Source organism: Kitasatospora sp. NPDC086009, assembly GCF_044540385.1.
GTDB lineage: Bacteria > Actinomycetota > Actinomycetes > Streptomycetales > Streptomycetaceae > Kitasatospora.
This window is the reverse complement of record NZ_JBITSA010000002.1, coordinates 418,723-433,237: the sequence shown is the minus strand read 5'-3', so window position 1 is coordinate 433,237 and position 14,515 is coordinate 418,723. Positions and strand designations below refer to the sequence as shown.

At 70.7% G+C, this 14,515-nt stretch carries 13 protein-coding genes; 10 read left to right on the top strand and 3 right to left on the bottom strand.

Annotation, left to right across the window (positions count from 1 at the left end; translation table 11 throughout):
* The first annotated feature begins 153 nt into the window (after window positions 1-153).
* From ACIF6L_RS07590 to ACIF6L_RS07560, 7 genes are all read left to right on the top strand, one after another.
* On the top strand, window positions 154-915 hold the full coding sequence (locus ACIF6L_RS07590; RefSeq protein WP_396486898.1) for a 3-hydroxybutyrate dehydrogenase: 762 nt from the start codon (window positions 154-156) through the stop codon (window positions 913-915).
* Between the two features lie 41 nt (window positions 916-956).
* Window positions 957-2,369 (top strand): MFS transporter, encoded by a 1,413-nt coding sequence (locus tag ACIF6L_RS07585; protein ID WP_396486899.1) that lies wholly within the window; start codon window positions 957-959, stop codon window positions 2,367-2,369.
* A gap of 148 nt (window positions 2,370-2,517) precedes the next feature.
* On the top strand, window positions 2,518-4,464 hold the full coding sequence (locus ACIF6L_RS07580; RefSeq protein ID WP_396486900.1) for a helix-turn-helix domain-containing protein: 1,947 nt from the start codon (window positions 2,518-2,520) through the stop codon (window positions 4,462-4,464).
* 183 nt (window positions 4,465-4,647) lie between these two features.
* Complete coding sequence (lipB, locus tag ACIF6L_RS07575; RefSeq protein WP_329487347.1) at window positions 4,648-5,445, top strand: lipoyl(octanoyl) transferase LipB; 798 nt, start codon at window positions 4,648-4,650, stop codon at window positions 5,443-5,445.
* Between the two features lie 150 nt (window positions 5,446-5,595).
* A complete protein-coding gene (locus ACIF6L_RS07570) occupies window positions 5,596-6,552 on the top strand; it encodes a lipoyl synthase (RefSeq protein WP_329487348.1) in 957 nt (318 codons plus the stop codon).
* Between the two features lie 308 nt (window positions 6,553-6,860).
* Complete coding sequence (locus tag ACIF6L_RS07565) at window positions 6,861-7,046, top strand: hypothetical protein (protein WP_329487349.1); 186 nt, start codon at window positions 6,861-6,863, stop codon at window positions 7,044-7,046.
* A 127-nt stretch (window positions 7,047-7,173) separates the two neighbouring features.
* A complete protein-coding gene (locus tag ACIF6L_RS07560) occupies window positions 7,174-7,863 on the top strand; it encodes a DUF4191 domain-containing protein (protein WP_329487350.1) in 690 nt (229 codons plus the stop codon).
* Between the two features lie 92 nt (window positions 7,864-7,955).
* Here the strand turns inward: ACIF6L_RS07560 and ACIF6L_RS07555 are convergent, their stop codons facing one another.
* A complete protein-coding gene (locus ACIF6L_RS07555) occupies window positions 7,956-8,423 on the bottom strand; it encodes an RDD family protein (protein ID WP_329487351.1) in 468 nt (155 codons plus the stop codon).
* Between the two features lie 254 nt (window positions 8,424-8,677).
* On the opposite strand from ACIF6L_RS07555, the gene glnA reads away from it, so the two are divergent.
* From glnA to ACIF6L_RS07540, 3 genes are all read left to right on the top strand, one after another.
* A complete protein-coding gene (gene glnA, locus ACIF6L_RS07550; protein ID WP_329487352.1) occupies window positions 8,678-10,090 on the top strand; it encodes a type I glutamate--ammonia ligase in 1,413 nt (470 codons plus the stop codon).
* Window positions 10,091-10,794: 704 nt separating this feature from the next.
* Complete coding sequence (locus tag ACIF6L_RS07545; protein WP_396486901.1) at window positions 10,795-11,265, top strand: very short patch repair endonuclease; 471 nt, start codon at window positions 10,795-10,797, stop codon at window positions 11,263-11,265.
* Between the two features lie 146 nt (window positions 11,266-11,411).
* The gene (locus ACIF6L_RS07540) at window positions 11,412-12,722 is read left to right on the top strand and encodes a DNA cytosine methyltransferase (protein ID WP_396486902.1); all 1,311 of its coding nucleotides are present in this window, start codon (window positions 11,412-11,414) and stop codon (window positions 12,720-12,722) included.
* On the opposite strand, the gene ACIF6L_RS07535 is transcribed toward ACIF6L_RS07540, so the two are convergent.
* On the bottom strand, window positions 12,691-13,578 hold the full coding sequence (locus tag ACIF6L_RS07535; RefSeq protein WP_396486903.1) for a DUF6339 family protein: 888 nt from the start codon (window positions 13,576-13,578) through the stop codon (window positions 12,691-12,693). The genes ACIF6L_RS07540 and ACIF6L_RS07535 overlap by 32 nt on opposite strands.
* A complete protein-coding gene (locus ACIF6L_RS07530) occupies window positions 13,575-14,453 on the bottom strand; it encodes a hypothetical protein (protein WP_396486904.1) in 879 nt (292 codons plus the stop codon). Before ACIF6L_RS07530 ends, ACIF6L_RS07535 begins: the two co-directional genes overlap by 4 nt.
* Window positions 14,454-14,515: the final 62 nt, after the last annotated feature.

Here is a 14,515-nt window from a genome sequence, read left to right as displayed (position 1 = left end):
GCCCATTGTGGGGAAGCCCGAGCGGCACGGGTTTGGCCCGGGGCGGCTGAACCGCCGATCGGCCCTCGTAGCGGTGACCACCACAGGGCGCCCGGCCGCTGTGGTACGCCATCACATGGGAGCCGGGCCGCCGGCTTCCTACCGTTCTCGGCCATGGACACCACTTCAGCCCGCCCGCTCGAAGGCCGTACGGCCCTGGTCACCGGGGCCGCCTCGGGCATCGGCCGGGCCTGCGCCGAAGCCTTCGCGGAGGCCGGCGCCCGGGTCTACGTCGTCGACCTCGCGGCCGCCCCGGCCCGGGAACTCGCCGGGCGGATCGGCGGCGTGGCGCACGTCGCCGACCTCGCCGACCCGGAGGCGGTGGAGACGCTGCCGGACGACGCCGACATCGTGGTCAACAACGCCGGCCTCCAGCACGTCGCGCCCGTCCACGAGTTCCCGATCGAGCGCTTCACCCTGATCCAGCGGGTGATGGTCGAGGCCCCGTTCCGCATCCTGCGCCGCACCCTGCCCCACATGTACGCGCGGGGCTGGGGGCGGGTGGTCAACATCTCCTCCGTGCACGGCCTGCGGGCCAGCGCCTTCAAGTCGGGCTACGTGACGGCGAAGCACGCCCTGGAGGGTCTGAGCAAGACGGTCGCGCTGGAGGGCGCGCCCCACGGAGTCACCAGCAACTGCGTCAACCCGGGGTACGTGCGCACCCCGCTGGTGGAGCGGCAGATCGCCGACCAGGCGCTCGCGCACGGCATCCGCGAGGACGAGGTGGTGGAGCAGATCATGCTCGACCGGCCCGCCGTCAAGCGGCTGATCGAACCCGACGAGGTGGCGCAGCTGGCCCTCTGGCTCTGCTCCGCGCACGCCTCCTACATCACCGGCGCCAGCCTCCCCGTCGACGGCGGCTGGACGGCCCGCTGATGCCCCCGCACCCCACTCCCCCCTTCGAGGTGACCCCGCCCATGGCCAGTTCCCCCGCCGTCGCGAGACCAGGCTCCCCCCTCTGGAAGGTGGTCGGTGCCAGCCTCATCGGCACCACCATCGAGTGGTACGACTACTTCCTCTACGGCACGGCCGCGGCGCTCGTGTTCGGCAAGGTGTTCTTCCCGGCGAGCGATCCGCTGACCGGGACCCTGCTCGCCTTCCTCACCTACGCGATCGGCTTCGCCGCCCGGCCGCTGGGCGCGCTGGTCTTCGGGCACTTCGGCGACCGGGTCGGCCGCAAGCGGCTGCTGGTGGTGAGCCTGCTGCTGATGGGCGGCTCGACCACGCTGATCGGCCTGCTGCCGACGTACCACCAGATCGGCGCCGCCGCGCCGGTGCTGCTGACCGTGCTGCGGCTGGTGCAGGGCTTCGCGCTCGGCGGCGAGTGGGGCGGCGCGGTCCTGCTGGTCTCCGAGCACGGGGACGCGCGCAGGCGCGGCTTCTGGGCGTCCTGGCCGCAGGGCGGCGCCCCGGCGGGCAACCTGCTGGCGGCGGGCGTGCTGTCGCTGCTCACCACCGTGCAGTCGGACGCCACCTTCCTGTCCTGGGGCTGGCGGGTGCCGTTCCTGCTGTCGGCGCTGCTGGTGGCGGTCGGCATGTGGATCCGGCTGGCGGTGGACGAGTCGCCGCTGTTCCAGCAGGCGCTGGCGGCCGCCGAGGCGCGGAAGGCGGCCGGCCGGGCGGTGGAGCAGCCCCCGCTGGTGGCGGTGTTGCGCCACCACTGGCGGGAGGTGCTGGTGGCGATGGGCGCCCGGATGGCGGAGAACATCTCGTACTACGTGATGACCACCTTCGTGCTGGCCTACGCGGTGACCCAGGTGCACCTGCCGAAGCAGACCGCGCTGAACGCGGTGCTGATCGCCTCGGCGATCCAGTTCGCGCTGATCCCGGTCTTCGGGGCGCTCTCCGACCGGGTCGGGCGCAAGCCGGTGTACCTGGTGGGCGCGGTGGGCGTCGGGGTCTGGGCGTTCGTCTTCTTCGGGCTGGTGGACACCCGCTCGTTCGGCTCGCTGCTTCTGGCGGTGACCGTCGGGCTGGTCTTCCACAGCGCGATGTACGCGCCGCAGGCGGCCTTCTTCTCCGAGATGTTCGCGACCCGGATGCGCTACTCGGGCGCCTCCATCGGCGCCCAGTTCGCCTCGGTGGCGGCCGGCGCCCCGGCCCCGCTGATCGCGACGGCGCTGCTGAAGGACTACGGCAGCTCGACGCCGATCGCGGTGTACGTCGCCGTCGCGGCGGTGATCACCGTCCTCGCGGTGCTCTGCGCCCGGGAGACCCGCGGCCGCGACCTGACCGAGGCCGACCCGGAGGCCGGTGCACAGGCCGGTGCGCAGGACCGGGTGGCGGGTGCACCGGAGAGCGCCGCCGTCACCAGGACCGCGCGGGCCTGACGGACCGGTGGCCGGCGCCCACGACACCGTGCGCGCCGGCCACCCGCGCCGGCCACCCGCACCGGCCACCCGCGCCCGCCGGGCCGAGCGGCTACGATCGCGCTTCCGTCCCTGGGGTAGCGACCCACTGCCGATTGGCGGCCGTACCGTGAACGACCCCCGTCCCGAGACCGGCGCGGCACCCGCGCTACGGCGGTTGCTCGACCTCCTGGCCTCCGGGGCCGCCACCGAGGACTTCGCCGAGGTCCTGGCCGACGCTCGCCGCCGGGGGGCGCCGGCCGCCGTGCTGAGCGCGATCGACGACGCCACCTGGCAGGCGCTGCGGGTGCACCGGACGCTGCGTCAGCACCGCCGCCGCGAGGCCGAGCTGACGGCGCTCTTCGACACCGCCGGGGACCTCGCCGCCTCCCGGGACCTGGACACCGTGCTCCAGGCGATCGTCCGCCGGGCCCGGCTGCTGCTCGGCACCGACACCGCCTATCTGACCCTCCCGGACGAGGCCGCCGGCGACACCTACATGCGGGTCACCGACGGCTCCGTCTCGGTGCTCTTCCAGACCCTGCGGCTGAGCCTGGGCGACGGCCTCGGCGGCCTGGTCGCCCAGACCGCCCGCCCGTACGCCACCCCCGACTACCGGACCGACGAGCGGTTCCACCACACCGGCACGATCGACGCCGGCGTGCTGGACGAGGGCCTGGTGGCGATCATCGGAGTGCCGCTGCTGCTCGGCGGGCGGGTGATCGGGGTGCTGTTCGCCGCGGACCGCGCCCCGCGCGCCTTCTCCCCCGACGAGGTCGCGCTGCTCTGCTCGCTGGCCGCGCACGCCGCGATCGCGCTGGACACCGCCAAGTCGCTGGCCGACACCCGGGCCGCGCTGGCCGGGCTGAACAGCGCCAACGAACTGATCCGGGCCCACTCCGCCGCCGTCCAGCGGGCCGAGCAGGGCCACGACCGGCTCACCGACCTGGTGCTGCGCGGCGCCGAGGTACCGGACGTCGCCGCCGAGGTCGCCGCCCTGCTGGGCGGCGAGGTGGCGGTCCTGGACACCGAGGGCGACCCGCTGGCCGGCCGGGCCGGACCCGCCGAGGGGCTGGCCGGGGCCGTCGCCGCCTCCCGCGCCGAGGGCCGGTCGGTGCGGCACGGCGAGGACTGGGTCTGCGCCGTGCTGGCCGGCCAGGAGCCGCTGGGCACCCTCGTGCTGCGCGGGCGGCCGGGCCTGGAGGACGCCGACCGGCGGCTGTTCGAACGGGCCGCGGTGGTCACCGCGCTGCTCCTGCTGCTGCGCCGCTCGGTGGCCGAGACCGAGAACCGGGTGCGCGGCGAGCTGCTGGCCGACCTGCTGACCGCCCCCGACCGCGACCCGGCCGGCCTGACCGCGCGCGGGCGCCGGCTCGGCGTGGACCTCGGCCGCCCGCACCTGGTGCTGGTGGCGGAGCCGGCCGGCGCCCCCGGCGCCGCGGCGACCGACCGCGGCCGGCTGGCGGGCGCGGCGGGGCGCTACCTGTTCGGCTCGCGCGGCATCAGCGCGGAGCACGGCGAGGCCGTGGTCCTGCTGCTCCCGGAGGACGCGCCGACGGGCGCCGCGGGTACGGCGGGCCCGGCGTCCGCCCAGCAGGCGGCCGAGCTGGCCGCCGAGCGGCTGGCCCGGCTGGCCGGCTTCCCGGTCACCGTGGGCGTCGGCCGTCCCGCCGCCGGGCCGGTCGCGCTGGCCTCCTCGTACGCCGAGGGCCTGCGCTGCGTCCGGGCCCTGCGGGTGCTCGGCCGGGCCGGGGACGGCGCCTCGGCCCGCGACCTGGGCTTCCTCGGCGTGCTGCTCGGCGACGGCCACGACGTCGACGGCTTCGTCCGCGCGACGCTCGGCCCGCTGCTGGACTACGACGCCCGGCGCGGCACCGAACTGGTCCGCACCCTGCGCGCCTACTTCGACTGCGGCGGCAGCCTGACCCGGGCCAAGGACGAGCTGCACGTGCACGTGAACACCGTGGTGCAGCGGCTGGACCGGGTCGAGGCGCTGCTGGGCCCGGACTGGAACCGTCCCGAGCGCGCGCTGGAGCTCCAGCTGGCGCTGCGCCTCCAACTGCTCGCCGGCGCCTGAGCCGGGGTGCTCCCGGGGCCTTCCCGGGGCGCTCCCGGGGGTCGCTGCGGGCGGTTCGGGCCGGTCGTCCACCGCATTCGGGCACCTGAACGACCGGCCGGGGCTCGGGCGTACAGTGGCGAGGTTGGTCTCGAACGCCGGGCAAGGAGCAGCAGTGGCCACAGAGCGCGACGAGGTGGGCGCATGAGCGGGAACGTACGATTCGTGCGCCTGGGCACCGGCGAAGGTGCCGTCCCCTACCAGGAGGCCTGGGAGGAGCAGCAGCGGCTGCACGCCCTGCGGGTCGCGGACGAGATCCCCGACACCGTGCTGCTGCTGGAGCACCCCCCGGTGTACACCATGGGCCGCCGCACCAACCCGGCCGACCTGCCGCTGGACGGCACGCCGGTGGTCGAGGTCAACCGGGGCGGCGAGATCACCTGGCACGGCCCCGGCCAGCTGGTCGGCTACCCGATCGTGAAGCTCCCCGAGCCGATGGACGTCGTCGCCTATGTGCGCCGGCTGGAGGAGGCCCTGATCCGGGCCTGCGGCGAGTTCGGCGTGGAGACCACCCGGATCGAGGGCCGCAGCGGGGTCTGGGTGCTCGGCGCGAGCATCCCGGACGCGGTGGTCGACCCGGCGCAGGTGGTGGACATCGGCAAGCTCACCCTGCGGATGGGCCTGCCACTGGGCATCGACCCGCGGCTGGCCGGCCCCGAGTACGCGCCGTCCAACGCCGGGCAGCGCGGCGACGACCGCAAGCTCGCCGCGATCGGCGTCCGCGTCTCGCGCGGGGTGACGATGCACGGCTTCGCGCTGAACTGCAATCCGGACATGACCTGGTTCGACCGGATCGTGCCCTGTGGCATCCGGGACGCGGGCGTGGCCTCGCTCTCCGGTGAGCTGGGCCGCGACTTCGAAGTCGGCGAGGCGCTGTCCGTGGTCGAGAAGCGCCTGGCGGAGGTGTTCGCCGAGCTGCCGGAACCGGCACTCGGCCGCTGAGCCCGCCCCCGGGGGCCGACCGACCTCGCCACCCGGGAATCTACCGGCCGGTAGCACTGTTGCCCTGCGTTTGCGGGCCACGGGCCCGGCGAAGGCCGTACAAGCACAGGCGTACCCTGGGGGTACCCCGTCTAGTTCTAGGAGTCGCACGTGTCCGCTGTCGCACCCGACGGCAGGAAGCTGCTCCGCCTGGAGGTCCGCAACAGCGAGACCCCCATCGAGCGGAAGCCCGAGTGGATCAAGACCCGCGCGAAGATGGGGCCGGAGTACAACGCCCTCCAGTCGCTGGTGAAGAAGGAGGGGCTGCACACGGTCTGCCAGGAGGCCGGCTGCCCCAACATCTTCGAGTGCTGGGAGGACCGCGAGGCGACCTTCCTCATCGGCGGTGACCAGTGCACCCGCCGCTGCGACTTCTGCCAGATCGACACCGGCAAGCCCGCCGACTTCGACCGTGACGAGCCGCGCCGCGTCGCCGAGTCCATCGTGACCATGGACCTCAACTACGCCACCATCACCGGCGTCGCCCGCGACGACCTGGCGGACGGCGGCTCCTGGCTGTACGCCGAGACGGTGCGCCAGGTGCACGCGCTGACCGCCGGCCGCGAGAGCGGCCGCACCGGCGTCGAGCTGCTGATCCCCGACTTCAACGCCGTCCCGGAGCAGCTGGCCGAGGTCTTCTCGTCCCGCCCCGAGGTGCTGGCGCACAACGTCGAGACGGTGCCGCGGATCTTCAAGCGGATCCGCCCGGCGTTCCGCTACGAGCGCTCGCTGGACGTCATCACCCAGGCCCGCGCGGCCGGGCTGGTGACCAAGTCCAACCTGATCCTGGGCATGGGCGAGACCCGCGAGGAGGTCAGCCAGGCGCTGGCCGACCTGGTCGGCGCCGGCTGCGAGCTGATCACCATCACCCAGTACCTGCGCCCGTCGCTGCGCCACCACCCGGTCGAGCGCTGGGTGAAGCCGCACGAGTTCGTCGAGCTGCAGCAGGAGGCCGAGGAGCTCGGCTTCGCCGGGGTCATGTCCGGCCCGCTGGTGCGGTCCTCGTACCGCGCCGGGCGGCTGTACCGGCAGGCGCTGGAGCACCGCGAGCGGACCGCGGCGGTCTGACCGCGTCCGGTCGTGTTCCGGCCGCGGCCGCGGGGCCGGTTGCGGCCGGCGGCCGCTGCGGGGTCGTTCCGGCCGCGGGGCCGCGGTCCGGTCCGGCCGCCGTCCGGTGTGAGCCATCTGAGGGGCGGAGCTACGGCTCCGCCCCTTCGGGTTCACCGGGCTTTGACTGACGGGTCACGGGCTGGTAACACGGAGTGGTGAGGATGGAAGCGTTCGAATCATTTCCGCCACACGATCCACCCTGTGATCCACCACGAGATCCGCGACGAGATCCGCGACAGGATCCGCCACAAGAGGAGCTGTTCGACATGCAGGTCGGCATCCGGTCGGTGGGCACCGCGCTGCGGCTGGCCGAGAGCGTGCTGCTCGCGGGCGGGCAGCGACAGGCCCGGCGCAACGCCTGGGCCGCGGTCTGCGAGAACCGCCGCTACGCGGCGGACCGCGAGCGCGACACGGTGCCGGGAGGCCCCGTGGTGGAGTCCGCGCGCCGTTAGGGCCCCTCCGGCGCCGCCCCCGCGCGACCACTGTGCGCGACCGTCCCGGGGCACCCGGGTCACGGTTCGGTGCGAACGGGTACCCGGGCTTGGTTATCCCGTACCGACGGCACGTACCATGAGCGTTATGGCGAGGGAAACATCCGAGAACCCCGGGCGACTGAAGCAGATCCGCCTGGCATACACCATGACCAAGAAGGTCGACACCAAGATCGGCCTGATCATCGCCGGCGTCGGCCTGCTGACCTTCGGCGTGTTCCTCGCCATCGGCTTCGCGATCGACCACCCGATCTATCTGGGCATCCTGGGCTTCATCGTGGCTTTCCTGGCCATGGCGATCGTCTTCGGGCGCCGGGCCGAGCGCGCGGCGTTCGGGCAGATGGAAGGGCAGCCGGGGGCCGTGGCGGCGGTGCTGAACAACATCAAGCGAGGCTGGAGCGCGAGCTCCACCCCGGTGGCGGTCACCCGTAACCAGGACGCGGTCTACCGCGCCGTGGGCCGGGCCGGCATCGCGCTGATCGGCGAGGGCAACCCGAACCGGGTCCGCCAGCTGCTGGCGTCCGAGAAGAAGAAGATGGCCCGGGTCGTCGGCGACGTGCCGGTGCACGACATCGTGGTGGGCACCGGCGAGGGCGAGATCCCGCTCAAGAAGCTGCAGGTCCACCTGATGCGACTGCCCCGCGCGATCACGCCCGCCCAGGTCACCGAGACCAACGACCGCCTCCGCGCGCTGGGCGACCTGCTCTCCAAGGCGCCGATCCCCAAGGGCCCGATGCCCAAGGGCGCCCGGATGCCCAAGGGCGGCCAGGTCCGCTGACCCCCTCCCCCATCGACGCGAACGGCCCCGCCGCGGAATCTCCGCTGCGGGGCCGTTCGTCGTTCCGGGGGGGCGCCGTGGGGCGGCGTCCGCTAGATGCGGACCTCGACCGTGCCGACCGCCTTGTCGTGCAGGCCGCGGGTGTCGCGGTCCCACACCAGGGCCGGCACCACCAGGCAGAGCAGCAGGGTGCGCAGCAGCACCTGCGGGATGGTCGCGCGGCGGCCGTCCAGGCGGACCACCCGCAGACCGAACAGCCGCTTGCCGACGGTCGTGCCCGTGGTGGCGAGCAGGAGCACGGTGACGGCGAAGAACAGCGGGGTGGTCCACAGGTTCGCCGAGGCCGGCGAGCCCTTGCCCAGCAGCCCGTAGGCGACCAGGGCGATCAGCCAGCCGTCGACGAACAGCGCGCCCAGGCGCCGGCCCGGGCCGCCGATCGAGCCGGTGCCCTCCTTGGGCAGTCCGAGGCGCTCACCGCGGTGGCCGAAGTCGGCACCCATCTTCTCGGCGGCCGCCTTCGGGCCGTCGATCCACGATCCCAACGCTTCTCTGGTGTCCACGAATCCACACTAACCGGGCGGACGGCGCGGCTCGGCACCGGCTCCCCCGGAGGGTGAATCGCGTCTCCCGGGGCTTCCCAAGTGGTCCAGACCACTCGGGGGGCGCGATCCGGGCCGGCGAAGCGTTTTGCCCCGGAGCGTACGACTTTGCCGCCCGCCCGGGGGCGGCGGTTAACATTCAGGAAACGAGCGGGTCACCGGTCGGAAACGGCCTGTTCCTAGGGTGAGCCCCATTCGCACGCCGAGGAGGATGGATGTTCAACAACGCCGCCGAAGTGAAGCAGTTCATTCAGGACAACGATGTGAAGTTCATCGACGTCCGGTTCTGCGATCTCCCGGGCGTCATGCAGCACTTCTCCGTACCCGCGGCGACCTTCGACCCGTCCGAGACCCTGATGTTCGACGGCTCGTCGATCCGCGGCTTCCAGGCCATCCACGAGTCCGACATGGCACTCGTCCCGGACCTGGCCACGGCCCGCCTCGACCCCTTCCGCAGGGACAAGCACCTCAACATCAACTTCTTCATCCAGGACCCGGTCACCGGCGAGGCGTACAGCCGTGACCCGCGCAACGTCGCGAAGAAGGCCGAGGCGTACCTCGCCTCCTCCGGCATCGCCGACACCGCGTTCTTCGGCCCCGAGGCCGAGTTCTACGTCTTCGACTCGGTGCGCTTCGACACCAGCGCCAACGCGTCGTACTACCACATCGACTCCGAGGCCGGCGCCTGGAACAGCGGCTCCGCCGAGGGCGACGTGCGCGGCTACAAGGTCAAGTACAAGGGCGGCTACTTCCCGATCCCGCCCGTCGACCACTTCGCCGACCTGCGCGCCGAGATGTCGCTGGAACTGGCCGCGGCCGGGCTGGAGGTCGAGCGCCAGCACCACGAGGTCGGCACGGCCGGCCAGGCGGAGATCAACTACAAGTTCAACACGCTGCTGCACGCCGCCGACGACCTGATGCTGTTCAAGTACATCATCAAGAACGTCGCGTGGCGCAACGGCAAGACCGCCACCTTCATGCCGAAGCCGATCTTCGGCGACAACGGCTCGGGCATGCACGTCCACCAGTCGCTGTGGACGGAGGGCTCGCCGCTCTTCTACGACGAGCAGGGCTACGCCGGCCTGTCCGACACCGCCCGCTACTACATCGGCGGCCTGCTGAAGCACGCCCCCTCGCTGCTCGCCTTCACCAACCCGTCGGTGAACTCCTACCACCGGCTGGTGCCCGGCTTCGAGGCCCCGGTCAACCTGGTCTACTCGCAGCGCAACCGCTCGGCGGCGATCCGGATCCCGATCACCGGCTCCAACGCCAAGGCCAAGCGCATCGAGTTCCGCGCGCCGGACCCGTCGTCCAACCCGTACCTCGCGTTCGCCGCGATGCTGATGGCCGGCCTCGACGGCATCAAGAACAAGATCGAGCCGCTGCAGCCGGTCGACAAGGACCTGTACGAGCTGGCCCCCGAGGAGCACGCCAACGTGCCGCAGGTGCCGTCCTCGCTCCCGGCCGTCCTGGAGGCCCTGGAGGCCGACCACGAGTACCTGCTCGCGGGCAACGTCTTCACGCCCGACCTGATCGAGACCTGGATCGACTTCAAGCGCACCAACGAGATCGCCCCGATCGCCCTCCGCCCCCACCCCCACGAGTTCGAGCTGTACTACGACCTGTAGGACCCCGTCTGACCTGCGGAAACGCAGTTCGATCTCTCACCGTTTCCGCAGGTCAGCGCCTCGCTGACCTGCGGAAACATCCGTGGGAAAGCTGCACTCGAAGACTCACGGGCTCGCGGTGTGAAATGAGAGTGCACCGAGTTCGATCTCGACGCAAACTCCTCAGAGGCCTGACCGCCACTGCACAGCCCCCAGCGTCGTGACGATGAGTAGCCGTTGCGTGTGCGTCGTCCTGGCTGCCGCTTGGCGAGCCAACCTGAGGACCCGCTGCATCACGTGGTGATCAGGACGCAAGCAGCCCGCGCCTGCGCTCGGCCGGGTCTCCCCGTCGAGCGCATTGCATGTAACTAATTCCAACCGGCCGACCGGGCTTCGGCGCACGAATCCCGAGCGGCGGAAGATCATCGTCGTCAGCCTCCCCACACTCTTCGCCTTCGGTCTGCGCCCCCGCTCCACACCCCCCGGAGGCGGGGCCGGCACCGTCCCGCTGGCCACACCGTCGCGGCGGTCTATTTCGCGATCGTGCTGGCGGCGATGGGGCGAGGCATCTCGGTAATCGTGCGGCATCGCCGACTGCCACGCCGGAAGGCGTTGCCGGAGACCCAGCCTCAGGGACCTTGACAGCATCAGCAGTGACACCGCCAGTGCCCAGGCAGGCGGGCACACGATGCCGGTGCACGCCATGAGAACGGGACAATGGAGCCATGCCAGCTGTACTGCCCTCCACCCCTGAGGTCTCGGCCCGGATGAGTCGCCAGACCAGCCGCGACACGGCGGCCGAGCTAGCCGTACGAAAGATCCTCCATGCCTCGGGCTATCGCTATCGCACCCACTTTCCCGTGCCCGGCATGCGCAGACGCAAGATCGACATCGCATTCACACGAGCCCGGTTGGCCGTTCTCATCGACGGCTGCTTCTGGCACGGCTGCCCGGAGCACGCCACGAGCCCCAAGGCAAACGCGGAGTGGTGGCGGCAAAAGCTCGACCGCAACATCGGACGAGATCTGGAGACGAACGCCCAGCTGATATCCGAGGGTTGGACGGTCATGCGCTTCTGGGAACACGAGTCACCAAACACCGTCGCGCGCACGGTCGCCACGGCCGTGGATGAGGAGAAGGCGGCTCGCTCGACTCCTCGTAGAGAGCTCGGACCGTGGACAACACCGCCGCGGTAAGGGGACACCGCACGGAACAGCGGCCCCGGAACCGCGGAGTCGACAGGCCAAGGACGCCTGACGCTCAACGTACCCCTGTGCTCACGACCAGCCGGTCGACGCCCGGCCCTCGGCGCTGTCGCTGCCGCCGGCTAGACTTCAGCCCCATGAGCAGCCCAGGAACACAGATCGACCCTCTCGATGAAGTCCGCGTCCTGGACCTCTTCGCGGGCCCCGGCGGGCTCGATGTGGCCGCGCACTTCCTGGGGTACAAGAGCATCGGCATCGAATGGGATCGGAACGCCTGCGAAACCCGTTATGCGGCCGGCCTTCCGACATTCCACGCCGATGTCAGCGTCATGCGCCGGACACGCTTCGACGAGATCCCCCGGTCGGTGGACGTGTTGGCTGGCGGCCCCCCGTGCCAGTCGTTCTCCGTGGCGGGGCGTGGTGCCGGAAGGGCAGCGCTCGACACGGTGAAGGAGTTCATCCGCCGACTCGTCTCCGGCGAGGACGAAGCCCGGATCGACGAGGACCTGCACTCCCTGAACGTGGACCCACGCACCGCACTGGTGTTGGAGCCCCTCCGTTGGCTGCTCAAGGCAATAGAGACCAAGGGCCGTGACCCGTATCGGGCGATCGTCCTGGAACAGGTACCCGCGGTGCTGCCATTGTGGGAGGTCTACGCCCAACTCCTGCGCAGTGGCGAAGGACGGCTTGGAGGCGTCAAGTACGAGGCGGATTGCTGGGTGCTGAAGACCGAACAGTTTGGGGTCCCACAGACACGCACTCGAGCAGTGCTCATCGCGCGCCTCGTGGGCTCCGGCGCTGTCTCACGGCCCAGCACAACGCACCGTTCTTTCGATGTGCGTCGCGGCAGGGGCAAGACAAGCCAGACAGAGGCATTCACGATCGATTCCCGTCCCGCAGACAACTGGGTCTCCATGGCGGAGGCGCTCGATGCCGCTGACGTGCTACCAGGCTCGTCGGTCGACATGTCCCGGTTCCACGCCAAGGGCCGGACGAAGTTCTTCGTCGTATCCAATTACGGTTCCAACGGCAACCCGAAGAAGCGCGGTCGGCGGCTGTCCTCCGAGCCCGCCTTCACCGTCACCGGAAAGGTATCCCGTAACAAAATCTACCGGACACAAATGGATTACGAAGAGAACAAATTTGATCGGTTCACGATCGCCGAGTCCGGAGTGCTGCAGACCTTCCCACACAACTTCCCCTGGTCGGGCAACGATCAGGCGCAGCAGGTCGGAAACGCCGTGCCGCCCCGACTCGGCATGCACGTGCTCAGCCACGCGCTGCGCGGCACCGCTCCCTCGGGCGCACAGTTGGCGGACTCGACGACCTGGCCGGAAGTGAGCGACGATCTGATCGCCCGCCTACGTGACATCGGATGCGGTGACCGGACCCGATGCCCAGAGGACAGCCACAAGGTCAACCAGACTCACCGGAAGCCCGCCCCCTGACCGAGACGTCGGAGAACAGATCCTCGAATTGGGCCACCAGGTGCCGCACTGCGTCCTCCGGGACCTGTTCCTCGTCGGGTCCGTCCGGCAAGGTGTTCCGCAGAGCAGGAAGAGCTGAGGCCGCGCCCTCGACCCACTCGCGCAGAGCATCTCCGTCACGATCGACGTCCGGGGCGATGACGTCGTACATCAGGGTGACCGCTGCGGCGTTGATCGCCGGCATCAACGCATTGACCTCCCGCCCGGTCCGCACCGTTCCCCGCTCTAGGAGTCGGACCAAGGCCAGAGCGGTCGGGCGGTGGTCGATGACATCGAGCCGCACCGCGGAATTGAGCATGTCCTGGTTGCCGCAGGCGACAACAACAGGCCGGTAGTCCGGGCCGTCACGGAACAGCTCGGCGGCCCACCAGAGCCTGGCAAACGCCTGCTTGTAGTGTGGACCGACGAACCTGTCCCGGGCCACGGCGCGGGGAGACCCGTCGGCCCTCGGGTCGGGCAGGTGACGCCACACAACGTAGTCGGGCGCCACCCCGAGGGCCAGGTAGGTCCAGAATCCCTTCTCGGCGGCTTCCCTACGAGTCAGTCGAAGGGTTTCGTGGAGTCTCGGGGCCAACCATGCGTCCGCCGCGGTCGGCCGTTCGGAGTGGAACATGTCCATCGCGTCGTCGATCAGGTCCCGGACACGGTACAAGTCTGCTCGCACGTCATCTCCGGGCAGCGGCTCCGCCGCCTTGCTCAGAGCGATGGAACGGACATCGTCCTTTCCTTCGAGCACTCCCGCCGTCAGGTACTCGGCGGCCTGCGCATCGGAGATCAGAGCGAGGCGCTCCGGCAAGTGCTCCGGTCGGGAGGTCACGCGTGGGTCTCCTGCTCGAATCGTTCGATATCACGGACAGCAGAGGTCAATGCCTTGGGAACATCAGCGCGACGAGCCGCGGCGTACTGGATCCGCGGTTGCAGATCGGCCCAGCTACCCTCGCCGACACGCCTGTTGTGGACCTCGCGCAGGGCCGCCTCGGCCGATCGCCCGGGCACGATGTCCGGAAGCATCTCGCGGAGCACCGCGCCCCGCCAGTCCGGTGGGAAGAGCGGCGCCCCGTCCTCCTCGATCTCCAGGTCTCCGATGGCCGTATGGAACACCGCTGTCCACACCTCCGCGCACATCTGCGCCAGCAGCATCTCACCCACCATGGTCTCCATCTTAGAACCAGGGCTCTGGACGAGTGCCGCGAATCCCTCGAAGTCCGAGTTCAGGCGCACTGCGGGCATTCGACCGGAGATATCCACTATCCAGGGAACCTCCCTGAAGGGCCTCAACCACTCCTTGCCGCGAGCGAAACTTACAGTGGTTACATCGAGTTGGCGATCCCTCAATGGAGCTTCAGAGGTCACGTCGACGAGCCAATCCTGCTCGGTGGACCCGATGATCCTGCCCGTCACACCTCCCACCGTGGCAGCCACGTGCACGGCGAGGGACGCCCGGTCGACGTGGCTGTCCCGGTCGAGTTCGATCTCACCGGTCCATTCCTGGCCGCCATCGGTGCCGGGTGTCAACCGGGCCACCGTTCGGGCATTTGTGATCCCCTCCGTCAGTACGGCGACGACGGCGACGTCCGACCAATGCTTCTTCGTCTCGATCTCCCGAGCAGGCACCGTCACCGCAAGTGAGAGCCTGGCCGTGTGCCAGTCGCCCCGCTCCGCCATGCCGAGCGCGACGACCTGTTCGACCACCGACCACCCACGGGACTCCAAGTGTTCCCGACTGTCGCCCGGACCGCGCAGCCGAACCGCGG

Excerpts from the sequence above, each read along its gene's own strand:
- ACIF6L_RS07585 (WP_396486899.1), top strand. The coding sequence starts at position 957 with ATGGCCAGTTCCCCCGCCGTCGCGAGACCAGGCTCCCCCCTCTGGAAG.
- ACIF6L_RS07560 (WP_329487350.1), top strand. The coding sequence starts at position 7,174 with ATGGCGAGGGAAACATCCGAGAACCCCGGGCGACTGAAGCAGATCCGC.
- ACIF6L_RS07540 (WP_396486902.1), top strand. The coding sequence starts at position 11,412 with ATGAGCAGCCCAGGAACACAGATCGACCCTCTCGATGAAGTCCGCGTC.
- glnA (WP_329487352.1), top strand. The coding sequence starts at position 8,678 with ATGTTCAACAACGCCGCCGAAGTGAAGCAGTTCATTCAGGACAACGAT.
- lipB (WP_329487347.1), top strand. The coding sequence starts at position 4,648 with ATGAGCGGGAACGTACGATTCGTGCGCCTGGGCACCGGCGAAGGTGCC.
- ACIF6L_RS07590 (WP_396486898.1), top strand. The coding sequence starts at position 154 with ATGGACACCACTTCAGCCCGCCCGCTCGAAGGCCGTACGGCCCTGGTC.
- ACIF6L_RS07545 (WP_396486901.1), top strand. The coding sequence starts at position 10,795 with ATGCCAGCTGTACTGCCCTCCACCCCTGAGGTCTCGGCCCGGATGAGT.
- ACIF6L_RS07565 (WP_329487349.1), top strand. The coding sequence starts at position 6,861 with ATGCAGGTCGGCATCCGGTCGGTGGGCACCGCGCTGCGGCTGGCCGAG.